Annotated in this window: 25 protein-coding genes; 4 read left to right on the top strand and 21 right to left on the bottom strand. The window is 58.7% G+C overall.

Features of this window, described 5'->3' with window-relative positions; all coding sequences use genetic code 11:
- Positions 1-78 precede the first annotated feature (78 nt).
- A complete protein-coding gene (locus Q8N40_RS13675; RefSeq protein ID WP_305321223.1) occupies positions 79-396 on the top strand; it encodes a cytochrome c in 318 nt (105 codons plus the stop codon).
- Between the two features lie 61 nt (positions 397-457).
- Here Q8N40_RS13675 and Q8N40_RS13670 read toward each other — a convergent pair whose 3' ends face one another.
- Positions 458-3,157, bottom strand: coding sequence for a bifunctional acetate--CoA ligase family protein/GNAT family N-acetyltransferase (locus tag Q8N40_RS13670; RefSeq protein WP_305712187.1), 2,700 nt, complete (start codon positions 3,155-3,157; stop codon positions 458-460).
- A 441-nt stretch (positions 3,158-3,598) separates the two neighbouring features.
- On the opposite strand from Q8N40_RS13670, the gene Q8N40_RS13665 reads away from it, so the two are divergent.
- Positions 3,599-4,438: a CHAD domain-containing protein gene (locus tag Q8N40_RS13665; RefSeq protein WP_305712186.1), complete on the top strand. Its 840-nt coding sequence runs from the start codon at positions 3,599-3,601 to the stop codon at positions 4,436-4,438.
- Positions 4,439-4,503: 65 nt separating this feature from the next.
- On the opposite strand, the gene Q8N40_RS13660 is transcribed toward Q8N40_RS13665, so the two are convergent.
- The 7 genes from Q8N40_RS13660 to Q8N40_RS13630 all read right to left on the bottom strand — a co-directional run bounded on the left by Q8N40_RS13660 (position 4,504) and on the right by Q8N40_RS13630 (position 8,536).
- Entirely contained in the window at positions 4,504-5,736 is a 1,233-nt protein-coding gene (locus Q8N40_RS13660; protein WP_305712185.1) for an acetyl-CoA C-acetyltransferase, read from the bottom strand.
- A 390-nt stretch (positions 5,737-6,126) separates the two neighbouring features.
- Positions 6,127-6,633, bottom strand: coding sequence for a GNAT family N-acetyltransferase (locus Q8N40_RS13655; protein WP_371135696.1), 507 nt, complete (start codon positions 6,631-6,633; stop codon positions 6,127-6,129).
- Positions 6,630-6,923, bottom strand: a complete 294-nt coding sequence (locus Q8N40_RS13650) for a hypothetical protein (RefSeq protein ID WP_370870909.1) — start codon at positions 6,921-6,923, stop codon at positions 6,630-6,632. Before Q8N40_RS13650 ends, Q8N40_RS13655 begins: the two co-directional genes overlap by 4 nt.
- A gap of 51 nt (positions 6,924-6,974) precedes the next feature.
- A complete protein-coding gene (locus tag Q8N40_RS13645) occupies positions 6,975-7,352 on the bottom strand; it encodes a hypothetical protein (protein ID WP_371135695.1) in 378 nt (125 codons plus the stop codon).
- Positions 7,353-7,359: 7 nt separating this feature from the next.
- Positions 7,360-7,620 carry a hypothetical protein gene (locus Q8N40_RS13640; RefSeq protein WP_305321228.1) on the bottom strand — a complete coding sequence of 87 codons (261 nt, stop codon included), beginning with the start codon at positions 7,618-7,620 and terminating at the stop codon, positions 7,360-7,362.
- A 2-nt stretch (positions 7,621-7,622) separates the two neighbouring features.
- Positions 7,623-7,772 carry a hypothetical protein gene (locus Q8N40_RS13635; protein WP_305321229.1) on the bottom strand — a complete coding sequence of 50 codons (150 nt, stop codon included), beginning with the start codon at positions 7,770-7,772 and terminating at the stop codon, positions 7,623-7,625.
- 5 nt (positions 7,773-7,777) lie between these two features.
- Complete coding sequence (locus tag Q8N40_RS13630) at positions 7,778-8,536, bottom strand: glycoside hydrolase family 19 protein (protein WP_305712184.1); 759 nt, start codon at positions 8,534-8,536, stop codon at positions 7,778-7,780.
- On the opposite strand from Q8N40_RS13630, the gene Q8N40_RS13625 reads away from it, so the two are divergent.
- Together Q8N40_RS13625 and Q8N40_RS13620 are read left to right on the top strand one after the other, a co-directional pair.
- Positions 8,535-9,728: a hypothetical protein gene (locus tag Q8N40_RS13625; RefSeq protein WP_305712183.1), complete on the top strand. Its 1,194-nt coding sequence runs from the start codon at positions 8,535-8,537 to the stop codon at positions 9,726-9,728. The genes Q8N40_RS13630 and Q8N40_RS13625 overlap by 2 nt on opposite strands.
- A 430-nt stretch (positions 9,729-10,158) precedes the next feature.
- Positions 10,159-10,866 carry a class I SAM-dependent methyltransferase gene (locus Q8N40_RS13620; protein WP_305321232.1) on the top strand — a complete coding sequence of 236 codons (708 nt, stop codon included), beginning with the start codon at positions 10,159-10,161 and terminating at the stop codon, positions 10,864-10,866.
- Here Q8N40_RS13620 and Q8N40_RS13615 read toward each other — a convergent pair.
- The 13 genes from Q8N40_RS13615 to Q8N40_RS13555 all read right to left on the bottom strand — a co-directional run bounded on the left by Q8N40_RS13615 (position 10,863) and on the right by Q8N40_RS13555 (position 21,800).
- Positions 10,863-11,846: a phage tail protein gene (locus Q8N40_RS13615; protein WP_305712182.1), complete on the bottom strand. Its 984-nt coding sequence runs from the start codon at positions 11,844-11,846 to the stop codon at positions 10,863-10,865. The two genes, Q8N40_RS13620 and Q8N40_RS13615, sit on opposite strands and share 4 nt — an antisense overlap.
- Positions 11,847-11,994: 148 nt before the next feature.
- Entirely contained in the window at positions 11,995-12,243 is a 249-nt protein-coding gene (locus tag Q8N40_RS13610; RefSeq protein ID WP_305712181.1) for a hypothetical protein, read from the bottom strand.
- Positions 12,200-12,712 carry a hypothetical protein gene (locus Q8N40_RS13605; protein ID WP_305712180.1) on the bottom strand — a complete coding sequence of 171 codons (513 nt, stop codon included), beginning with the start codon at positions 12,710-12,712 and terminating at the stop codon, positions 12,200-12,202. Before Q8N40_RS13605 ends, Q8N40_RS13610 begins: the two co-directional genes overlap by 44 nt.
- Before the next feature lie 20 nt (positions 12,713-12,732).
- A complete protein-coding gene (locus Q8N40_RS13600) occupies positions 12,733-12,999 on the bottom strand; it encodes a hypothetical protein (protein WP_305321236.1) in 267 nt (88 codons plus the stop codon).
- 210 nt (positions 13,000-13,209) lie between these two features.
- Positions 13,210-14,418 carry a hypothetical protein gene (locus Q8N40_RS13595; RefSeq protein ID WP_305712179.1) on the bottom strand — a complete coding sequence of 403 codons (1,209 nt, stop codon included), beginning with the start codon at positions 14,416-14,418 and terminating at the stop codon, positions 13,210-13,212.
- An 804-nt stretch (positions 14,419-15,222) separates the two neighbouring features.
- Positions 15,223-16,140 (bottom strand): hypothetical protein, encoded by a 918-nt coding sequence (locus Q8N40_RS13590; protein ID WP_305712178.1) that lies wholly within the window; start codon positions 16,138-16,140, stop codon positions 15,223-15,225.
- Between the two features lie 378 nt (positions 16,141-16,518).
- Positions 16,519-17,295 (bottom strand): hypothetical protein, encoded by a 777-nt coding sequence (locus Q8N40_RS13585; RefSeq protein WP_305712177.1) that lies wholly within the window; start codon positions 17,293-17,295, stop codon positions 16,519-16,521.
- Positions 17,296-17,365: 70 nt separating this feature from the next.
- The gene (locus Q8N40_RS13580) at positions 17,366-18,166 is read right to left on the bottom strand and encodes a hypothetical protein (RefSeq protein ID WP_305712176.1); all 801 of its coding nucleotides are present in this window, start codon (positions 18,164-18,166) and stop codon (positions 17,366-17,368) included.
- Positions 18,166-19,179, bottom strand: a complete 1,014-nt coding sequence (locus Q8N40_RS13575) for a tail fiber domain-containing protein (RefSeq protein ID WP_305712175.1) — start codon at positions 19,177-19,179, stop codon at positions 18,166-18,168. Before Q8N40_RS13575 ends, Q8N40_RS13580 begins: the two co-directional genes overlap by 1 nt.
- Before the next feature lie 123 nt (positions 19,180-19,302).
- Entirely contained in the window at positions 19,303-19,602 is a 300-nt protein-coding gene (locus Q8N40_RS13570) for a hypothetical protein (protein WP_305712174.1), read from the bottom strand.
- A 634-nt stretch (positions 19,603-20,236) separates the two neighbouring features.
- Positions 20,237-20,431 (bottom strand): hypothetical protein, encoded by a 195-nt coding sequence (locus Q8N40_RS13565; protein WP_305321244.1) that lies wholly within the window; start codon positions 20,429-20,431, stop codon positions 20,237-20,239.
- A gap of 71 nt (positions 20,432-20,502) precedes the next feature.
- A complete protein-coding gene (locus tag Q8N40_RS13560; protein WP_305321245.1) occupies positions 20,503-20,928 on the bottom strand; it encodes a hypothetical protein in 426 nt (141 codons plus the stop codon).
- A gap of 95 nt (positions 20,929-21,023) precedes the next feature.
- Positions 21,024-21,800, bottom strand: coding sequence for a hypothetical protein (locus Q8N40_RS13555; RefSeq protein WP_305321246.1), 777 nt, complete (start codon positions 21,798-21,800; stop codon positions 21,024-21,026).
- Between the last annotated feature and the right edge of the window lie 75 nt (positions 21,801-21,875).

The raw sequence follows: 21,875 nt of genomic DNA, 5'->3' as shown, positions 1-21,875 counted from the left end.
GCCGGTTGATGCAGATCAAGGACCATCGGGCATGCTGCCCTATCAAGGCGTGTTCGCCATCGAAAGGATCGCCCCGTCATGCTGCGACTTGCCCTGCGTCAAACCCTGGTGACACTGATGCTGACGGCACCGGCGTTTGCCATATCGCCAGCCGAGCAGCGCGGCAAGACGTTCGCGCTGACCAATTGCGCGCGGTGCCATTCGATCGACCGGGTAACTTCCAGCCCGCTCCAGATCGCGCCGCCATTCCGAAGCTTGCACAAGCGCTATCCGATAGAGTCCCTCGCCGAAGCCCTTGCCGAGGGAATCGTCACCGGCCACCCGACCATGCCGGAGTTCCAGCTTGAGCCCGACCAGATTCATGATCTGCTATCGTTTCTGAAGACGCTGGAATAGCGCGTTCGCAGCTATGCGGCTGAAGCGGAGACCCAAACCCGCTGCCGGCGTTATCGTCGCTTCATATTCGTAGCTTGAGCTTGACGTTGCAAATGCCATGCTCGTGAGGATCGGCTTTCACTTCAAATCCGAGGTCCCGGCACATCCCCAGCATCACGGTATTTTCCTGCAGGACGTCGCCCGCGATCACCTTGAGGCCCTCTGACCGTGCGTATTCAATGATCAGCTGCATCAATGCCCAGCCGAGCCCCCTGCCCTTGAGATCGGACCGCAGCAGGATGGCGTATTCGCCGCTCTCGTAAATCGAATCCGAATGAACTCGAACGACGCCAACCACCTCATCAGTGGACTCGTCCACGGCGACGAAGGCCATCGCGCGGGCATAGTCGAGCTGAGTCAGCCGGGCAATGAACTCGTGGCTAAACTCTTTCATCGGCGCAAAGAATCGCAACCGCAGATCATGGCTGGTGACGTGCCGCAGGAATTCATGGATCAGAGGTTCATCCTCGGGGCGGATCGGGCGCACGAAGATCCGCCAGCCGTCCTTGACCTCGATATGCCGCTGCCATTGAGACGGATAGGCCCGCACGGCAAAATTGCCGGGGCCCGACCCCTTGAATTTTCGCTCCGCCGTTCCGACCACGACACGCGCGTCGACCGCGAGCGCACCGGCTTCGTCAGCCAGCAGCGGATTGATGTCCAGCTCGCGAATCTCCGGAATATCCGCCGCCATCTGCGCCAGCTTGACCAAAACCATTGCGACGGCGTCTGGCTTGACCGCAGGCACATCCCGGTAGGCGCCTAACAAACGCGAGACACGGGTGCGCTCGATCAGGTCACGGGCCAGTTGCAGGTCGAGCGGCGGCAGAGCCAGCGCCTTGTCGTTGATGATCTCGACCGCAATACCACCTCGGCCGAACACGATCACGGTGCCAAAGGTGGGATCGTCGGCGAAACCAAGAATGAGCTCGCGCGCCTTCAGCCGAACCGCCATCGCCTGCACGATAACGCCGGCTATTCGCGCTTCCGGGCGAAGCGCCCTGGCCCGCGAAAGGATCGCGGCCGCCGCGTCACGCACTCCCTCGGGGCTGGTAAGATTGAGAACGACGCCGCCGACGTCCGATTTATGAACGATGTCCCGCGACATGATCTTGAGCACAACGGTAGCGCCCTGCGCAAAAATCTCGGAAGCGTAAGCAACCGCCTGCTCGGCATCGGCGGCCGCATATGTCGGAACCATCGCGATGTCATAAGCCTCGAGCAGCCGCCTGACTTCGATCGGGTCGAGCCACCGGCGGTCATCGGCCAGCGCGCTTGCCACGATCCCCCGAGCAACCTCGCTGTTGGGCGCGAACTCGCCTGGCATGGCGGGCGGAACCTGCGCCAGCGCCGTCACGACCTCGCGATGTTTTACGAGGTGCATGAAGCCGCGCACGGCATCATCCTCGGTGGGATAATTGGGTATCCCGGCGCCGCTCAAGAGGTCGCCGATGGTCTGATGCGCCCCGACCCAGACCGCAAGCACTGGCTTGGCCGACCGGCCATGCTTCTCGCGATACTTGCCGACCACGGCGGTCACGGTAGCGGCGATGTCGTCAGCCGAAGCGATCGCGGTCTGGACGTTCATGACCAGGACGGCATCATTGCTCGCATCGGCCAGCAACAGCTCGAGCGCCGCGGCGTAACGCTCGGGGCCGGCGTCGCCAACGATGTCGACGGGATTTGAGCCGGACCATGTCGGCGGCAACACCGCATCGAGCTCCTGTATGGTCTCAGGGCTGATCGCGGCGGAAATTCCCCCGAGATCGGCAAGCCGGTCGACCGCGAGAACGCCGATGCCGCCGCCATTGGTCAGAATAGCCAAGCGCTTGCCCGGCGGCGATTCCAGACGGCCCAGCGTCTCGGCACAATCGAACAATTCCCGCAGATCTGATACCCGCAAGATGCCGGCACGGCGGAACGCGGCATCGTAGACCGCGTCCGATCCAGCCAGCGCGCCGGTGTGTGTCGCAGCCGCCATCGCGCCTTGCTCCATACGACCGGACTTGACGACCACGACCGGCTTGATCCTGGCGGCGGCGCGCGCTGCTGACATGAACTTGCTGGCATCCTTGATCGCTTCGACATAGAGCAGGATCGCCCGCGTCTTGCCGTCCATCGCAAAATAATCCAGCAGATCGGCGATATCGACATCGAGCTGGTCGCCGATGGAGACGATTCCGGAAAAGCCCACCGCGCGTTGCGCTGCCCAATCCACCATCCCCGTGGCGATCGCACCCGATTGGGAGATCAGCGCCAGATTTCCCGATCGTGGCATGTTCGCGGCAAAACTGGCATCGAGATTGCCGCCTGGCATCATGACGCCAAGACAATTTGGTCCTATCAGCCTCATTCCGTACTTGTGCGCGGCGCGTTGGGCGGCGTCCGCCAGTGACCCCGCACCGTGGCCAAGCCCGGCGGTCACAATCAAGGCGCCCGCCGCGCCCATTCGTCCCGCTTCATCGATGATTCCGGCGATCGCGGTTGCGGGCGCCGTAATCACCACGAGTTCAGGGACAAACGGCAATTTATCCAGGCTGCCGACGGTAGGAACCCCGTCGATCTCCGCATACCGCGGATTCACCAGCCCGAAGTCACCCGGGAACTTTGCTTTGCGAATGTTTCCAAGAATGGCGCGCCCCACCGATGCCCGTCGTGGACTCGCCCCAACCAACGCGACCGAACGAGGCGAAAGCACATTTTTCAATCGATAGATCGACATCGGCTCAACTTCCGGCTCGCGCCGTCCTGATGGTTGCAGTCCATCGCTTCAGCGTGTCATCAGGTCACCCAACATAGCAATCATAACCCGGCATGGTGGCCGCTGGATGACTGTTTTGGCCGCACGAACGACAAGCGATAGGCTATCACACACATCTGTTGTTGATTTTCATCAAAACGACAAGAGCTCCACAAACTGAGCATTATCCCGCCCGACATCCGGGTTCCTTCGGGCGGAAACAGGTGCGCGGTACGGCGCGGCATCTGGAATATCCAAACAAACTCTGGAACACTACTCAACTCGGATCGTTTGCGGTGAGGCGCTCAGGCCGATAAACACGAAATTGCAATGGCCCCATCCCCGAAATCAGGCAGCCGAGCTGCCGCCCGCACCAGACGAGCGCATCCACGCCGCGATCCTGCCCCGCGACTGAATACAACGATGGCATGCGACACCGCATTTCGAGTAATCGCGCGTCGCCATCTGGTCGATCTGACCAGGCATCACGATGCGACCTGCAAAGGCGACCCGGTTGCCTTACACCGGATGCGCATGGCGTTGACGCACTTGCGTACAGCCATTCTGTTCTTCTCGCCGATGGTCGCGGACGCCACGCGAACGCGAGTAAAGGTTGAATTGAAGTGGCTGAACGCTCATCTTGGGATCATGAGGGATCTGGACGTCGCGATAGAACGCCTGAAGGCAATCGACAAGCGGCGGCCGCAAGCCGCACCCCATTATCGCGCCTGGACCACAAAGCGCGCAGAAATTCACCGACATCTGGCGCGCGCACTCCGATCCGCCAGATATCAGCGTCTGGTCAAGAGTGCATCCGATTGGATCGAACGCGGACCATGGTCAATCAACGAAGAAAAACAAGCCGTGTTGATGCGCGCCTCTCCAGTCGCAGCCTACAGCCTGCGCAAGCTGGCACGATGGCAAGAGAAACTTCTAAAGAAGAGCCGAAAGCTTGTCACAATGGGCGTGAAGAAGCGGCATCGGGTACGCATTCTGAACAAGAAGTTGAGCTATTCGATTGGCTCTTTCGAGGACCTGTTTTCGGACAAAAAGTTTTCGCGGTATCAGACCGCGCTCAAATACCTGCGCAAGGCGCAAAAGTCGCTCGGGCAGTTGAACGACGATGCCCGAGGTCATTCTCTGGCCGCCGCCCTGGAGCGAGAGGGCGTCCGGGTGTCCTTCCAATTTCTCAGCCACAAGCGCGAAAAGAGACTGATACAGGAGGCGACCGCGGCCTACCGAAATCTGGCTACGCTGGAGTGAGCGCGGCCGGACGAAGTCCGGCACCGCTGCTGGCGTTCGCGCCAGCCCCGCTGCACCCGTATGCGCTATACGCGTTCGATGATGATCGCCGGCGCCATGCCGCCCGCGGCGCACATGGTCACCAGGCCGCGCCTGAGATCCCGCCGCTCCAGTTCATCAAGAATGGTCCCGATCAGGATCGAACCGGTCGCGCCGATGGGATGACCAAGCGCAATCGACCCGCCATTGACATTGACCTTGGCGCGATCGAGTTCGAGATCCCTGATGAATTTTTCGGTCACGACCGCAAAGGCCTCGTTGATTTCGAACAGGTCGATATCATCCAGCGTGAGCCCGGCCTTGGCCAGTACCTTGCGCGCCGCGGGGACCGGTGCATTGAGCATCAACGTGGGCGAGTCGCCCATATTTGCCATCGCGACGACGCGCGCGCGGGGCTTGAGGCCGTGGGTTTTGGCGTAGCTGGGCGATGCCAACAGGATGGCTGCGGAGCCGTCGACCACGCCGGACGAATTGCCGGCGTGATGCACGAAATCGATCTCAAGGTCGGGAAATTTCTGCAGGATCAGGTTGCGGTAGGTGGTACCCTTGTCATCGAGCGGATAGTCCGCCACCGCCGTGAAGGCGGGCTTCAAACCGGCCAGCCCTTCGAGCGTGGTCTGCGGCCGCGGATACTCCTCCCGGTCGAGCGCGAGGCTGCCGTCCTCGCGGTAAACCGCAACCAGGCTCTTGTTGAAGTAGCCGGCTTTGATAGCGGCAGCGGCCTTCTGCTGACTTTCGAACCCGAGTCTGTCGACGTCCTGCCGTGTGATGCCTTCCTGCGTCGCAACGGCGTCAGCGCAGACACCTTGATGCGATTGCGGGTGCCTGGCGCGCAGCCGCAGATTACCTGCGTCCATCATCAACGGGCCTTCGCCACGGCGGCCTTCCATCGACATCATCTCGGTGCCACCCGCGATCACCAGATCCTCGCAGCCCGCCATGATCGAAGCAGCCGCCATGTTAACGCTGGTGATGCCCGATCCGCAGAAGCGATCGAGCGTGACGCCGCTGGTGCGAACGTCATAGCCGGCGTCGAGCGCCGACATCCTGCCGAGATCGCCGCTCTGCGGGCCACGCTGGGAACTGGTGCCCCAGACGATGTCCTCGACGTCGGCAGTATCGATTCCGGTGCGGTCGGCCAGCGCCCGCAATACCGCCGCGCCGAGCTGCTGCGGGTGAATACCTGCCAATGCACCCTTTCCGGCCTTGCCGATTCCCCGGGGCGTTCTGCATGCGTCGATGATCCAGGCCTCAGCCATGATGTTTCCTTCCGTAAAATCGCGGTCCGCATTTGCAGCCGGCAGAGTTTCAAAGTCAACTCAAGCGGCCGATTTGGGGCCTACGTGACCGGCTCGGCTGCTGTCGAGATCTATGCTATCACGAATCTTTCGAAAGCACCTGGCGGCTCGCCACAGCTGCGAGGCCTTAGCAATTTGACGGTCACCCGCGGCTGACCGCTAAAGAGGCTTGCCGCCGGCCCGAAGAACGACCCATCAAAATTTGCGATCCGAATCTGATGGGCGGACATGCAGCGAGGCAGTGACGGAGACATTTCATGCATACCCTCTCCAAAAGCAAAAAAAGCCCGGTGGCCGTCAGGCCACCGGGCGGGTATCGCAGTCTCGGAAGGAGCCGCAACATTCGCGTCCCTATATTACAGATTTTCGCCAGTAAAGTGTGTTCGGGTACGCCCATGGATATGGTGGCTGGTACAGCCAGTAGCCGGCGCGGATAAAGTTGTTCGAGGAGGCAAGGTTGTCAGTGCTATCCGAGACCACGGAACTCCATCCATTGCGCCGTGCTCGAACTTCCAGCGCACGCATGAGCCGCAATTGCAGCGCATGGCCACGGTGCTTCTTCAATACGCCGACCCGGCAGAAGTATCCCGCATTGTGCGCGCGAGTCGATTGAACCACACCGGCAAAGGCGACCGGGCTGGCTTCGTGAAAAGCGCACCACCAATGCCCCTGCTCGAATTCCGGCATCGGAGCTTCATCGAAGAAAGTGAGCCGGTGAAGATCCGTCAGCGTGTCCTCGACCTCATCGTCATGCGCGTCGACCTCACGGATCCTGTACATGTTCACCCTCTGGAAAATCAACCGCCAAACGGCGTCAGGCGGGTCAGCGTCGAAGCCGCAGACGGCGGCGCGGGTCATTTACCGAGCATGACCTTGACGCCTAGCCACACCGCTCCGACAAAGCCAGTAACGATCACCGTGATCATGGCCTTGAAAGTATAGCTCTGCGCCTGCTCGACGCTCTTGCGCCAGCGACGCAGATGCTGGAAGTCCGCGCGCAATTCTCGGCGGTCTTCCTCCTCGATCCCGAACGAGGTCAGGATAGTGGCGACGGTGCGGAGGGCCACGGTGTCGATTTCACCGTGATGAAGTCTTTGCTGTTCGGCCAGCGTCTCGATCACGATAGCCCGGATTTCCTCGCAACGCATTTCGATCATCGCAGGCTTTTCTCCGAAGTCATCCCCTGATAATCTCTGCGGTCATCGCCTGATGATCCGCGCAACGTTCTCAAAGCCCCGCTTGGCGAAATAGAACGACATTACAAGCCCGGCCCAATTGGCGACCTCGCCGCTGACCGCGTCGGTGGTTCCGAGCCCCAGGCATTTGTCGTAGATCAAGACCTTCGCATAGAAGAACAGCGTGACGTAGGCGAACAGCTTCTCGGGCTCCCAAAAATGCCCGATCTCTGCTATCCGCAACCGCGTCTGCGCTTCGATCTCGGCGCGCTGTGTGGCGACCTCCGACGAGGCTAGATCGGCGGCAATCTTCTCGGATGTATTGCCGGCCGTGAGTTTGGCTTGATACGCCTTGATGAGGCCGCTGACGACGGGGCCTCCAATGAAGGAAAGCAAGGTCATCCACATATCAATCGTCCCCCTTCACGCCGGGTTCCTGTGTCGCGATATTCCTGGTGCCAACCGGACCTGTCGTGATGTAGCGCAGCCAGACGCCGATGGCTGAAACGACGAAGCCGACAAGGATGGCCAGCCACCATGTCATGTATTGCGACAGATCCATCGACGCGAGCTTGTCGAGCGAAACCAGAACGACCGGCGCGACGCCGAGAAAGCCGTTCCAGATGATCGTTTTCCAGCCGTTCAGCTTCTTCTTGAAACACCGCCACATGCTTAAAGCGCTTCCCTGATCGCCCTGGCCTTGGCCCCAAGTCGCCTGACGAAGCTTGCGGTCCGGCCATAGGATTTGATGAGCCAGTCCCTGGAGAACCAGCAGGCGGCGAAACCGGCGGCGAAGACGATGATGTCAAAGATCGACCACATGAGGATTATCTCCGTTTGAAGATGATGTTGAGGATTGCAGCCAGCCAGCCGGTCGCTGGCTTGGGCGCTACTGGCGGAACGTCGATTGGCCGGGGGCTCGGGAGGATCACGGCGGGGCCGCGCGGAACAGGAACAGCAACCATCGCCGCCTTCCATTTGGCGAGCCATTGCTTCCGCTGATCCAGACCCACCGTGCCGCCGTTCAATCGCCTGGTGACCCCGAGCAAGTCGTCACTCTTCGCGTAAGGAAGGCAACCGCAGTTGATGAAGTCCGCGACGCCGCATTCCATGAAGTACCGGGGGTCGTTCACCAGATCCGGATGATTGACGACATCAAGCCCCGTCGCCCTCGCAAGCCTCCGATAACCTTCACGTCCCGTAGTCTGCGACGCCCCCCGCCCGCGGAAATGGTATCCGTCGTCCGAGCCCAAGGCATTGCCCATGCGCCCGTTGTAGACCTTGTTCGCGAGCGCCCTGGGATTTCCGGCATAAGGCGCTCCGCTCGCCAGGGTCGGAAAGCGGGACGGCCAGACCTGCATCATGCGGCCGGCCGTATAGTTCAGGTTTTCAACCACGTCATGCCCGGCGCCACATTCGTGGGAGATTTGCGCCATCACATGTGCGATCAGCAGCGGGGAATTGATGCCGTGTTTGCGGAATACTGCGGGCGCGGTTTCGATCATACCCGCCCGCAACCCCGGTATCTTCTGATCGCCCCGCGGCCACAGCCGCGTCAAAGCCTCGCCGAAAGACGATTGGGACATGCTTGCTCACTCTTCAATTGTGATGATAGAAGCGCGGATGCCCAGCACCCGAGCGATGAAGATAATTTGCAGTATTCTCTGCCTGCTCGTCCTGGCGTCGAACCTATGGACGATGCGGAACTGGACGGAACGAACTGGCGTCTATGACGACATTTGCTACCTGAGGCAGGCGCACTTGTTCCAACGCTTCGGTCTCGGTGGATTTGATACCAATATCACTCGCGACGACGATCAGTACTTCGCAACTCTCGCCCGGGAGATCGGCTATCCGGCCTGGGATGATCAGGCACGCGCGCCCTGTCACACTCCAATAGGGGATAAACACGTCATTCAGTATCCGCCCGGCACGGGTCTTGCGCTCTCATTTTTTCCAGCAGGCTTCCAAAGGGTGCCGCTGTACGCAGTAGCGAATTTCGTGATTTTCCTTGTTGCGACTCTCGCGATTTGGTCAGCCCGTTCACGCCGCGCAACTGCCGGCGCCGGGGTAATCGGTATGGCTGCCATCTACTTCATGGTGAATCCGTCGAAAGCCAGCTCTTCGATGGCCCCCACGATGATCGTCTGCGCGGTCGTTGGTTACCTGACAGCCATTTTGGCGAACGCTGCTGAACGATCGCGCCGGCTCACAGCAGCTGTCCTGATCGGCCTTCTCCTGGGGCTGGCCGTTTCGTTCCGGCTTCCAAATCTCTTTCTGTCCGCCGGCTACTTCATTGTTCTGCTGGGGATCGCCGTTCGATCGAAGGCGTCTCGAGACATCTGGCGGTTTTCTGCTTTCGGTGCGGCCTATCTGTTGGGACTGATGCCGACCTTGATCGCCAATGCGATCAATGCCGGCAACGTCCTGGCGACCACTTACGGCGCGGTTGATGCAACGCCACCTGACTTTAGCCTTAGCATCGCGCGAGAATATTTCACGGATATGCAAGGCGCGCTGATCCTGCTGACCGCCACTTGGACCATCGTGGCTCTAGCTTCCAATGTTCAGAAGACTGCCGCATCCATCGTTGCCATCAACCTCGCGCCAAATCTCGCGTTTTTTCTGACCCATCCGATCTCTACGCCGTACTATCTGATGCCACTGGCGATGCAGTGCTTATGGACGCTGCTATTCTCCTACTTGAATGATCCGCGTCATGAGAACGGCGGACCGCGCGATGTTGCAATCGGCACGAAGGCCGCCAAGAATCATTGATGCGGTGTGCGGTCGATACAACGATGTCTCATTGCCAGGGCGAATGAGGCCACATGCGCGCGAGGCCCCTCTCACAACTGATGAGCGGTGCACGCCATTCAAAACGTGCGTGGAAACCCAGTCCCAAGAATCGCCTTGCACCAGCGACGGGACCAATTCTGCGAAGAATCTCGCTGGTGCGTCACGGCCATAGGACTACGGGATACCGGTCCTCTTCTAGATGGTCAAATTGCGCTGTATCAGCCATAGTTCCGCGCCCCTTCTAGTGGAGTCGGGCCTTGCTCGGTGTGGAGGTGGGATGGTAGATTTCAGTAAACGGATGAAATACAATTAACTTCCACATCGGTGACGGCATCCCTGCTTCTCGTGTTGTTGCTGTTAGCTATTGGCGCTGCACACGAGCTAGATAATCGAAAAAGAGGCTAAGCGGATGCGCCAATTAGTTGTGTCTGCCCTGAAGGGACTGAATTTTGTCGTCAGGAAGGTTTCCGCCTTCACTCATTTTGCCCAGTTCGCCGTGCAATGGGGCTTCCACCCCCGCCCGGAGTGGTTCGACCATTACCTTGATCAGCACTGGCAGCATTCGGCAAAAAACAACGGCCTTTGGGTAGAACGTGGTGTATTCTCTCGCATGGTCTTAAAACCGAACTCCAAGATGCTCGAAATCTGTAGCGGCGATGGGTACAATGCGCGCCACTTCTATTCATCAGCCGCCTCGACTATCATTGCCATTGACTTTGACAAGGACGCCATCCCTCACGCAAGACGATATAACTCGGCCCCAAACATTACTTACCTACAGCACGACATCCGCAATGGATTGCCGCCCGGCCCCTTCGATAACATCGTGTGGGATGCGGCCATTGAACATTTTACCGAAGCTGAAATCGATAAGATCATGCGCGAGATCGTTCAGCGGCTGGGTCAAGACGGCATACTGAGCGGCTATACACTGACCGAAGCCAAGGACGGGAGAAAGAGTAACGACCTTCACGAGTATGAGTTCAAGGACAAGGAGGATTTGCGCCGTTTCTTCACGCCGCATTTCAAATTCGTGAAGGTCTGGGAGACATTTTACCCAACGCGCCACAACCTTTATTTTGCTGCCTCGCAAATGCCGATCGAATCCTTCGATTAAACGATGCGCAGAATGTAATTGCAGATTATCGTTGGCTGCACATTGTTATGGGCACCACCGCCGCCAGCGCTGGCATTGATTATAGTAACGCCAGTGGTGTTCATTGCTGTGGTTGACCCGGTACCATTTCTAGCACTCTGAATAGCAGAACCACCAGGAGCATCAGCTACTTGACCATAGTTATGTGCATGGCCTGGGTCGATTAGTGTGTTAACGTGGGTATGCGCGGCAAGTTGCGCTGTTGTCAGAGTATGGCTTTCACCGCCGCCGACTGCACCAAGAGCTGCTGCGCTTGTTCCAAAGTAACTTGGCGTCAACCGAGACGCTGGGTTGCCGCCCATGTCATCCTTGCCGGCCAGAACGCGCCCACGAAGATCAGGGACGTTGAACGTGGTCGATCCGTCGCCAGTGCCGTAAGTCGTACCAAACAATGCGAACAGGGCTGAATAGGTCGCTCGAGAAATCGCCTGACCGTAAGGAAACACAAACGAGCTGTTCGGTGCAGTCGGGCCGAAGAACGGCAACCCGCCCCCCAACGGGATGTTATACGGATTGCCAAAAAATCCATGGAGGTAGAAAGCAGCACTCGCATGATTGTAGACCACGACATAGGGCGTGCCCTGGATCAGCGTGCCTGCTAGCAACTCGACGCCGGGCGCCGACCGCAGCGGCCGGGCACCGAGCGAATCCACATTCAGCGTCACTGTCGCGCCGTTCGTGACATGCGGCGTGAACGCGATCATCTGGCCGTTGAGGTGGACGAGCGTTTCGAACACTTCGTAAGACGAAACCGTGTATGCCGTCGATATCCCCGCGGTGACGATGGCGCCGGCAATGTCGTCGCGGTATTTGGCCGTCGCGGCCATCATGGCGCGGGCGGAATCGTTGACGCTGGAGGGCGACTGCCCCTCCGCCCAGTTGATCGTGCTGTCGGCAGTTGCGTCCGCGGAAGCCGTCTGCGACCATTTGTAGAGGGTCATGCCTGTATCCCCTGAAATGAAAACGGCGACCGCGAGGGTCGCCGTTCGTTGCTGGCGCTTTCAAATTCGCGACCGGAGCCGTTGCGCAAGTAACGGGAGTGACGGCTGGAGCCGGCCAGCGAGTATCAATGGAGCAGAGGCTACATTGTTATCGGGTTGCGGATACTCGTGCCCCGCCTTCTTGACCCTCGCCGCTGATCTCGAGGTATTGCGCGCAGGGGCAGGCCGGCGCGCGCGCGGTCAGCAGGCTGCGGATCACACCGAGCGGAACGCCCGGGCTTTGCTTCGCCGCCGCCTCTGCCCGTGCGTCGACGATGGCGTCGATTTCGGAGCGAATCTGCCTGATCCGTTCTTCAAGCGGCGGCGTTCGGGTCGACTTCACGTCCTTTGCGATCATCTGCTGCTGTTCCTTCTGCTGTTGTGCCGCCGGTCGCCGCGGGTTGCTGCGCCTGCAGTGCTGCCAGTTTCTGTCTGGCGATGGCCGTCTCGTTCTGGGCCCGCCGCAGCGCCTTTTCGCGCTGCGCCTCGTGGGCAGCGACATACACCTGCAAATCATAAGGCAACGATGCGAACCGCTGCTTGCGGTCGTCTGGCCAGGAGCGTGGCGGTAAAATACCGCCGACCTTGTTGATGGCAACTGCCGCAACGCCGCCGAGCGTCGGATCGGCAAGACCGAGGGAGCTATGTACTTTCGAGATTTCCTGCACCGCCGGCCACAACCGTTCAATACCGAGCGAGACGCCATCTGCGACAAACCTAGCGACATCGGCGGGCGCCGCCGGGCACCAGGTGGATCCGTTCAGCTCGCACCATTTGGCAAACATGGGCGCGGCGCGCATGCGCGCCTGCGCGAGTGCGGCCAGCACCGGGCTCCCCATCGCTCCACCTACCGCCTGGCCTTGCGAAGCACGGCATGGACACCGCCCATCTTCCTGCGCAGCGCCATCAATTGCACCCGCCGCCGCAGACTATGCGAACCGGAATCGACCTCGTCCCGCAATTCGCCATCGAGGTCTTCCAGCGCATCGGCACGCTTCTTCACACCATAGAGCGCGAAATTGTCCGCGATCTGCTCGATCGTCGCCGGCTTGCTGGAGAGCTTCTCGGTCAAGGACTCGCCGCGTTCGATGAAGGCTCGATCATCGTCTGACATGGGGAATTCCTCCTTACAAGCGCGTATGGTGTCGGGCGCAGCAGCGCGCAGTCTATCTCAGTCAGTTCTTTCGACCGAAGCGCTTCTGGCGTCGATCATATAACGGCAGCGGGAATGGCAAGTCCGGCATCGGTTCGCGTACGGTAGCAATCCATACGCATTTCTATGTCGCTGCGAACCGGCGGTTACGGCCCAGGGTGAGAGATTTCCTTAGCGCCTGGATTTTCGCGCATGATACAGCGCCACCGCATCCTTGATGTCACCCGAGCTTGAGAGCCTTGCGTTGAGCGACCGCAGGTCCGCATGTTCGCGCTCGGCGACCGTTCGCGCCATGCCCGGACGCTGCACCGGCGGCACCGGCCTGGCGGCAGCTGCGTCCCTGGCTTTCAGCATCAGACGATATTTTCCGGCATCATACATCATTTGCTGGAACACCGCGTTGCGCATCAGCGGTTCGCTGTTGAACAACCTCGTCAGCTCGGCGGGCTCGACGCCGCTGGCCCTCGCTGATGCAAAAATCTCGGCGGTGACGGCCTGCTGGACTTCCTTCGACTCGCCCTTCAGCATGGTTTCGAGGCGCGCGTCCTCCGATTTCGCATAATCATGAAAATTCTGCTGCGCCAGCACGGCCTGGCGCCGGCTTTCCTGCGCCTGCTGTGCGAACATGTGTTCGGTTGTCGCGATCATCGCCTCCACGCGGGCGAACCTTGCCGGATCCTGCCGCGACATCAGCTCGAGCGCGCTAGGCAGCTCGTCCGGTACGACGCTCGCCAGCTCAGGAAACTGGCTGACAAAACTTACCTGTGCAATCTGCGTCGCAGCCGCCAACCCATTGCGATAGTCTTGCCTCGTCCGTTCCGCTTCACCAATCTTTTCCTCAATGGCTTGGCGGACCTGCGGATGCTGCATCGCCTTCTCTATTTCCGAAGCGAGGCCATCTATGCTGCGGTCGCTCGCGTCGAGCGGATCGGGTTTCGCCCTTCCAGATTCAGGCTTTTCGGGTTTTCTTTCATCGGCTTCCCGCCGCGGCGGCTCAAATCCGTAAAACTCGGCGGCATCGGAATCGGCAGCCATGGCTTCAGCGCGCATTGCGTCGATCCGCGCGGCCAACGCTTGGCTTGACTCATTCTGCACCACGAATTGATCGACAGCGGTGGCGCTGGCATAGTCGCGGGCGGCGCGGTCGAGCGTGATCGCCTCGTCGGCCGGAGCTGGCTTGCCATTGTCATCGACGTATGCCCAGGCAACTATGTCGTCTGAAGGGCCGCCGCGCTGCTCCGCAGCGGCGCGCAATGACGCACTGTCAGTTCCGATCGTTTGTTCATCGTCTTTTTTTCCTGTGTCCGACATCGGCCTGAAGCCGGCATTGGCCAGATCGTAAGCGGCGCCGGTCAGCGCGGAATCGGATTCATCGGCCATATTTGGTGCTCCAGTGAAATTTGGTGTTGAGTTCGTGCAGAAGGGCGCGACCCAAAATCGGGGGTGTCATTGGCCGTGGATAGGCCATCAGCGTGCTGCGCCGGTCGGTCATGTCAATCGCCTCGCATCTGCTTACTGGCGATAGGTGCGGCGCATCAATCGTCGTCGCTCTGGTGGCGCCTGCTCCGACGAGTCTTGCGGATTTGAATTGAAGCTGCGTTCTGGTTCCAGCTTGCTCTGCCGCATCAACTCGTAAAGCATGCCAGGCAGACCACCGACGCTGGCCGCCGGCGCAATGCTCGTCGCGGAGGCGACGCCTTCCGGAGCATAAGTGATCGAGCCGCGTCGGTCATCCTCGATCTGAGATTCGTAAGACGTAAGCCAGTTTCGTGGAACAGCTTCTTCTCGTCCCGAAAGATTTTCGGTGATGAGTTGGGATAGCTCGGGGGATCGACATCATGCGGCGGAGGTGCTGGTTGAGGCGGAGGTTGGGGGGACGGAATGGGGAGCTTCCACTGCTCTGGAAGTGTCCGCGGATCGATACCCCAGGGGAGATCGGGTTTCGGCTCCGGAAGACTCGGGCGAGACGGCAGAATCCACTTGACCTCAACTTTTTCGGGTAACGCTCCGTCAGTCGCAAAATTGGGGCGCCGATAGGAAAAGTTGGGTCGTCGATAGGAATCGTCTTTGAACGAGGAGGCCATTTTGCTTTCCCGTGTTGGATTGGAAATTGTCGTTTCAGCCGGCTTCTGCGCGCAGACTGCTCTCACCCAGAGAGACCGATTTTCCGATGGAAGGATCGATCTACGGATCGTAGATGACCGACAGCGACAGACCAATCCGCTTCAGGAGGGCGTCAACCTCGTCCTGGCTTTGTGGATACGCCTCGTAAGAAACCTTCGTCCTGATTGCACCAGGGTAGTACCGCGGATTCCACGTCCAATGGAAGTTGTAAGGATATCTACCGGTCGCGTCGAACTTGCGCTTCAGGATTCGTCGGACGTCGAAACTTTGCGGAGGGTTCCGGAACTCCGGCCGAAAAACCCTTCTGTCATGAAATTTATTCTTGAGTTGCAGGATCTTTAGGATACGAGCATCACTGAAATAACCCGCGCATGGATACCCTAAAAAATATGGCGCAGTGGGCTCAGACGTTTCCGAAAATCCGATACAGTCATTATCCGGTCCGGCCCCATGGTTTATCCACGCAACAAGGGAGTCCTTGGGTACGAAGGTTTTGGTTGAGGCGATGAAAAGATAATCGGCACAGATGGCGAGGCAATAATCGGAGACGACGACGGTTGCCTGCTTCATCAAGAGCAATTCGGCAAGCTCCATGGTAAGCGCCATATCTCCGCTGTGGCCACGAACCACGAAAACACCACCCTGTTCGAGGCCATCAGCAAGCAAAACCTCCGTCACCTCGGAAATCCCGCCGTCGAGGCACAGGACCCGTCTGTCGCTCCGCAGCGCCACTGGACGTGCCATAACCTCCCGACAATAGGCCAGTGCGTCCGCGTAAGTTGCCTTTTCGGCCTCCGACACTTCTGCGCAAGCCATCCCCGTGCCCCAGACAGGAAAAGCAACGAGGAGAGCTGCGAACCGTGCGATGCGGAGAGAGCGAAAACTGATCGGTGTCTTGTGCCTCTCGCAGGATCGCACGCCATGTCGATAAGCCGGCGAGCGCTCCGCTTGATCATCGTCCCTCTTACGGCGCGACATCGCTACCAGGGTCCTCTAGACAACTGTCGCCGAATTCTTTAGAACAAAACAAGAACAATGTCAACCCACAACGACTATCTGCTCAGGGCAATCGGGCGAACGATTTTGAAGACGGCAAATGCATCACGTTTGAGGCCGGCGGCGACGGCTGATGCCAAGTATTTTCCTCATTGGTAGTGCATCGGGTCGGACTTCACATCATGCGAGTCCGAGACGTCTGGAATCGGGCAAAGTAAGCGTGCTGGATTCAGCGTTTGTTCCTTCGCCCGATTTCCCTGACTATCTGCTGAGTCGCCTCGATTACAGCGCGAAACATGGCGGGGGCGAAACATCCGACGATGGATCTCAAATGCAGGATGATCTCGTGCTGTTCACGCCTCACTTATTGAACGCATTCACCCACTGCCCATTCGAATAGATCTCTCGATTGATCGAAATCCGAAGTGCGGCCTGCGCATTCTTGATTTCGATTTTGTAGGTACGCGTGAGAAAGTTGCTCTCGGAAGCAACCTTCAAATCCTTCTCGGTGTTCGCAAGAAAAACTGTAATCGTCGTCGGCGCCAGGATGGCGATCCCGGTAAAATCCAGCGGCTTAGATGGATTGAGAAATCGCACCACTGTTTCTCTATACCCGATTTTTTCATCCCGGTCCGCCGGCGCGCGTGATTTGGAAATCCCGTTTCTGTGGATTTTTGGTATGTGTCTTACTAGAACTTCCTTCTCCACCTCTCCGTCCCGCTCATACCGTTTCACCGTCAGCACATATCGGCAAAACGTATTTTGAATGACGAAGTCAGCGCTCTTGTCCTCCGGGCCGCTGCCCTCCAGATAGACAGTCGTTTTGGCGGCGTCAGACAGACTGATATTTGGCGTCACCCACTCGAGCTTGCCGCCCGCAGAGAAGAACAGATTTGCGAGCGTCGGGCACTTGGTTTCAGTATCGTCGTCGAACTTGACGATGGTCACCCTGTTATTCCTGGCTTCCGCCATTTTATTCATGACGGCATTTCTTCTAACGACCAAGGCATCTTCACCGGGGGCGGGCTGGGGCAGCCAGGAAAGCACATCCGCATCGGGCTCCGCTGAAGCTCGGGAGCCATCGATGAGCAGTCCGATGAATACAGCACCGACTATCCCAAGGACCTTTTGCGGCATTGTCAAAAACCTTGAGGAGCTTTCGCAGAATTCCGGCGGACAGGTTCGCCAGCAGCAATTATACCGTCGTTCAAAAGGACTTTTGTATGGCGACTTCCCCGGTGTTTATATCTATATCGGCGATATCTTCACCCGTCACGGTGATCGTCTTCGCTCGACCATCTTTGCAGGAGAAAGTGACGACGGTACCATTCGTCACCTCCAGACTTCCGTCCTCCTTGCGCCTGATATTTCCTTCTCTTACCCCGGACACATGATCTTTCTGACTGATTGTATTTCCTTCATTTCGCTCCTGAATGCCCAGCAGTTCTCCGATTGCCTGGTTAGGGTTGGTCGGAATTTCGAAATACCCGATCTTGCTTAAGCCAGGCGGTTGTTCGCCCGCTATTGAATTGGCTTCGCCGCTCCCTCCGGCCCGGTCGCCCGCCTCACTACGCCGTCCAGAACTCAGGCCGGTGATACCGTTTGCAAGCCCCGCGACCGGATTGCCATTCGGCGCATGAGTCCAGCTTTGATAGCCGGCGCTCCGGCGATCGCCGGGATTGGAAGGCTGCTGCACGGCCTGCGAAACATCCGCGCTTCCGGATTGAGGCATCGGGTAACCTCGAAAGGGAATGTCTGGCGTCGGCCGGTAGAACGCCGTCTGCGGACTAGCTGCAGGTCCATTGGCCTGCAATATCGGCCGGGGCATAGGCAAAGGTACCGGCATCAGAGCTCTGGCCGGCTGTCGGTTATCGGCTGAAACCTGTGGATCGAAATCCACGCCCCGCTGATATAGGCCTTGCATCGGTGGCAGCGAGACCAACCGGCCGAGCAAGCCGCCACTGGCCTGAAATTGCTCCGGATCAAAATAGCCGTCCAAAAGCCCCATCAGCCCGCCTCATGGATTCTTCGAGCGGCTTCGGTCGCGGCGCGGTAATCCACCGCCTTGTAGCCGTTGATTTCGATCACCGCTCCCGGCGTGATCTTTTCCACATCCTGCGCCATCAGACCGATGTGATAGGCCGGTGCTCCCTTGTAGCGATAGCCGTAGACTGGCGTACCGTCGAACAAGGTACCGACCGGCGCGATGTCTTCCTTCAGGCGCATGTCAGATCTTTTGAAGGCGCCATATCCCGACAACAGACTACCGATCCCGCCTGCGATTCTGCTGAATTGATCCACGCCGGACATTTCCTGGGTTGTCGTGTCAGTGCCCGATTTCTGCTGCCCAAGCCCTGCAATGGGAACGCCGATCTGCGCGAGCAGGCCCAGCGCCTGAACCGGAATACCCCGGCGCTGCGCTTCAGCTGCCAGTATTGCATTGGCGCCGTAGTTGCCGGCGTCGAGAGCGTTGCCGGCTACGGTGACGCCATGGCCCTTGTTGGCGACGCCCTGCTGCTGCAATCCACTCAGGATGCCGGCGTTGGTATTGCCGGCCGCGTACGCCGCATCCTGCGCGGCTCGCTGGTTGGCGACATCCTGATTGTACTGCGCGGCGATCACGGAAGCTGTGCCGGCGGCGATCCCGCGGCCCAGCGTGTTGGCGTTTGCGCCCGAAAACTCCCTGCCCGCCGCCGCGAACTGCCCGTTCACCTGGTTGGTGACGTCGGATTGAATCTGCGCGAGCTGCGCCGCCAGGGCCGGATTGTTGCCGATCATCGAGCCGCTGGCATACGGCGTCAGCGCGCCTCGATAGTCCAGATAGTTCTGATTGACGGCGCCCGCCTGGTTGGTCGCCCCGCCCCCGCTCAGAAGCTCATTGGCATAATTCCCGATCTGCGGCGCATAGGGATTTCCTCGCGCCGCGTTATTCGCCAGGCTGTTGAGCGCACCGGTTTCCGCTGACGTTAGTCCGGTATTGCTCAAGCCGGCGCCGAGCTGCCCAAGAATGCCCTGCAGCATCGGTTGTGCGGCCTCCCACGGCGCGGTTTGTGATTGCTGCGTTTGCGTCGATGACGATTGTCCGCCCATTTGCGTGTGTCCTTCTATCTGACTTGATGGTATTTCAGGGTTTCATGAGCGAAGTCAGGTCAATTCCTTGTCCATGATGACGTGCCTCTCCTCAAAGCCTTCGAGCACATGCAGCCAGCCCTTGCGGCCGTAGATACGGACCCGCTTGCATCCTTCAAGCTTGGCATAGTTCTCGATCTGGTCGATCAGCGGCAGCCAACGCTTCATGTCGCTGCCACCGCATACCGTGATGATGCAGACCTTGCCGATCTCGGAATTGATCAGGATAGTCGCAACCGCGGCCACCACCGTGCGTCCATTCCAGGCCACCCACAACAGGCTGCGGCCGGCGAGGAAATCGGCCTCGATATCCACGAATGCGTTCAGCTTGGTCCGATAGCATGCCGCTTTCAGCAACGGGCTGACACACGGCCAGAGTTCGTGAACCCGCTTCGGGTCAACGCAAACCAGTTCAGCCGTGGAGGACATAGAGAGGCGTTCACTAGCGGTTGCGGATTGCGTCACGGGGAATATGCGAGCTTTTGGGGACTGCGCTTACGAACAGGGCGTCAATACTGACTTCCGAAGAAGTGGTTGCGTGAATAACAGACAATAGCCACGGATCGTCATGCGAGACATACCGCCACCGCTTGGCATTCCGACGTTCATCGCGAAACTCTCGACCGCAATCGGTGCCGGCGATCAACCGATATGCATAAATCCATACGGCAGACTGATCTTATCGAAAGATTTGAGCGACAGCACTTGTTGTTCAGTAATGGTACCAACCAGAACGCAAAATCTGCAACGATCGAGTTCCGCGCCGGAGGTCATACCTCCACGCAAAAAACCGACTTAACCGCGTAGATTATCGGCTCTTGAGGACAACCCAGTTCTCTCAGTCCTCAAGTTTCCTCGCAAGAACTACCGCATCCAGCAGGGGATCGTGTCCCTCGGCGTGGTGTAACTGGCGGTGGGGCACCGCGTTCGCCGGCCAGAGCCGGGCCGGTCAGCTGGCGTGGTCGCCTAATTTAGTAATGATGCAGACCTTGCCGATCTCGGAATTGATCAGAATGGTCGCAACCGCGGCCTCGACCGTGCGTCCATTCCAGGCCACCCAGAACAGGCTGCGGCCGGCGAGGATATCGGCCTCGATATCCTCAAACGTGTTCAGTTTGGTCCGATAGCGGGCTGCTTTCAGCAACGCACCGACGTGCGGCCAAACCTCGTGAACGCGTTTCGGGTCCACGCAAGCCAGCGCAGTGGATCGCGCAATCAAGGTTTCTTGCGACGTCTATTTAGTTTCTTGCGAGCAAGTATCCGCTTGGCGATCTGGTTCGCTTTCTTCTCGATTTCAGTGTCGATTATTTTGCAAAGTTTCCAATGAAATTCGCGCCCGAAGCAAAAAGGGACAAGTCTCGGGAAAGCAATCTCGTACGGCAGGACATTTTGACGGACATTTTTCAGGCCATCGAGCGTCTTTCGAATTGCAGTATTCGCCGTCGTCAGCGCTTGAAGTCCGTCGTCACCGCGCGTCTCAAGAATCCTATCATCTTTCATTCCCTTGATTTGGAATGAACACACCCATTCGCCGGGGTACGCTTCATCGGGACGCGGAAATCCCAAGCGAGCCACAGCCGCTCGCCGTCGCGAGCCAAATTGAAACTCATATTCCACAAGGCAAGGCTCGCTCCATTCCATATCGCCATTCCAGCCTTTCCTCTTCCGCGAAAACCTGGCCACGCCTCACGCTTCATCTAATCTCGAACAAAACAGGAACAATGTCAACGAGAGTTTTAGTCCGGACCGAACTCACTCGCACACCACCCTTTCTTTACGGCTTCGGACTCGCGGGATTTCGTAAAACATATCGCTCTTGGCTGTCCCGGCGGCATACTGCGGCAGAAATTGTCCCACTGCAAAGTTCCTTGTTCAGCAGCTTTCATGCAGCGATCGTAATCGTTGTTTCCACCACCGCCTCTGCCAGACCAGGTTGTTGAGTCGAGTTGCAAAATTCTTCCGATAGCCTTCAACCATTCCGGGATAGATGGCATCGGGATCTGCGGGATTGTGCCAGGTCCGATGGGGATTGCCCTTCCGATCCGCGCGATTCCGGCGACGACCGGCGCCGGCCTTTCGTTATCCGCACCGGGTTTCTGGAAGCTCTGGTTCGATTCGCGCAAAGCGTCTGGCGGAAGGGCCGCTTCAACGGCAGAATGAGAAGGATGACTGAAAACGTCGCCCCCGTCTTGCGGCTGAACAACCGGCGAGATCCGCACAAGCCTGAACTTAGGTTCGGCTGGCGCGGACGGCATACCTCCACCATCTCCTTCTGACCACTGAGGTTGTTGCTGAGCAGCTTGCAATTCAAGCCATCTGCCGAGTAAGCCGCCTGGCAGAGTGCTGCGATCGTCCACTGGCGAAGCGCCTGGTCGCGATGCGTAAGCAGGCCTTTGCTGGCGCAGGCTTTGCGCTTGCAGCGTCTGTGGCAGCATTTCAAGCGAGCTATCCCGAGTCGACCGATAGCCTCTGGAATCAAACTCATTGGGATACAAAAAATTCAGACGAGTCATCAATTTGGTTCCTTGTCCGTAGTGATGTCCCTATTACCGTAGGCGTTGAGCACACTCCGCCAGCTGTTTCTGTCG

This window comes from Bradyrhizobium sp. (assembly GCF_030693485.1).
GTDB lineage: Bacteria > Pseudomonadota > Alphaproteobacteria > Rhizobiales > Xanthobacteraceae > Bradyrhizobium.
The sequence above is the reverse complement of the archived record's forward strand: the minus strand, read 5'-3'. Positions and strand labels throughout refer to the sequence as shown.

Bases quoted from the DNA above. Each gene is read 5' to 3' on its own strand.
- Q8N40_RS13635 (WP_305321229.1), bottom strand. From the start codon at position 7,772: ATGTGGTCGATCTTTGACATCATCGTCTTCGCCGCCGGTTTCGCCGCC.
- Q8N40_RS13670 (WP_305712187.1), bottom strand. From the start codon at position 3,157: ATGTCGATCTATCGATTGAAAAATGTGCTTTCGCCTCGTTCGGTCGCG.
- Q8N40_RS13660 (WP_305712185.1), bottom strand. From the start codon at position 5,736: ATGGCTGAGGCCTGGATCATCGACGCATGCAGAACGCCCCGGGGAATC.
- Q8N40_RS13650 (WP_370870909.1), bottom strand. From the start codon at position 6,923: ATGCGTTGCGAGGAAATCCGGGCTATCGTGATCGAGACGCTGGCCGAA.
- Q8N40_RS13600 (WP_305321236.1), bottom strand. From the start codon at position 12,999: ATGTCAGACGATGATCGAGCCTTCATCGAACGCGGCGAGTCCTTGACC.
- Q8N40_RS13675 (WP_305321223.1), top strand. From the start codon at position 79: ATGCTGCGACTTGCCCTGCGTCAAACCCTGGTGACACTGATGCTGACG.
- Q8N40_RS13555 (WP_305321246.1), bottom strand. From the start codon at position 21,800: ATGACTCGTCTGAATTTTTTGTATCCCAATGAGTTTGATTCCAGAGGC.
- Q8N40_RS13580 (WP_305712176.1), bottom strand. From the start codon at position 18,166: ATGGGGCTTTTGGACGGCTATTTTGATCCGGAGCAATTTCAGGCCAGT.
- Q8N40_RS13655 (WP_371135696.1), bottom strand. From the start codon at position 6,633: ATGACCCGCGCCGCCGTCTGCGGCTTCGACGCTGACCCGCCTGACGCC.
- Q8N40_RS13560 (WP_305321245.1), bottom strand. From the start codon at position 20,928: ATGGAATGGAGCGAGCCTTGCCTTGTGGAATATGAGTTTCAATTTGGC.
- Q8N40_RS13575 (WP_305712175.1), bottom strand. From the start codon at position 19,179: ATGCTGCAGGGCATTCTTGGGCAGCTCGGCGCCGGCTTGAGCAATACC.
- Q8N40_RS13595 (WP_305712179.1), bottom strand. From the start codon at position 14,418: ATGGCCGATGAATCCGATTCCGCGCTGACCGGCGCCGCTTACGATCTG.
- Q8N40_RS13615 (WP_305712182.1), bottom strand. From the start codon at position 11,846: ATGACCCTCTACAAATGGTCGCAGACGGCTTCCGCGGACGCAACTGCC.
- Q8N40_RS13585 (WP_305712177.1), bottom strand. From the start codon at position 17,295: ATGCCGCAAAAGGTCCTTGGGATAGTCGGTGCTGTATTCATCGGACTG.
- Q8N40_RS13620 (WP_305321232.1), top strand. From the start codon at position 10,159: ATGCGCCAATTAGTTGTGTCTGCCCTGAAGGGACTGAATTTTGTCGTC.
- Q8N40_RS13665 (WP_305712186.1), top strand. From the start codon at position 3,599: ATGGCATGCGACACCGCATTTCGAGTAATCGCGCGTCGCCATCTGGTC.
- Q8N40_RS13625 (WP_305712183.1), top strand. From the start codon at position 8,535: ATGCTTGCTCACTCTTCAATTGTGATGATAGAAGCGCGGATGCCCAGC.
- Q8N40_RS13640 (WP_305321228.1), bottom strand. From the start codon at position 7,620: ATGTGGCGGTGTTTCAAGAAGAAGCTGAACGGCTGGAAAACGATCATC.
- Q8N40_RS13645 (WP_371135695.1), bottom strand. From the start codon at position 7,352: ATGACCTTGCTTTCCTTCATTGGAGGCCCCGTCGTCAGCGGCCTCATC.
- Q8N40_RS13610 (WP_305712181.1), bottom strand. From the start codon at position 12,243: ATGATCGCAAAGGACGTGAAGTCGACCCGAACGCCGCCGCTTGAAGAA.
- Q8N40_RS13630 (WP_305712184.1), bottom strand. From the start codon at position 8,536: ATGTCCCAATCGTCTTTCGGCGAGGCTTTGACGCGGCTGTGGCCGCGG.
- Q8N40_RS13590 (WP_305712178.1), bottom strand. From the start codon at position 16,140: ATGTCGCGCCGTAAGAGGGACGATGATCAAGCGGAGCGCTCGCCGGCT.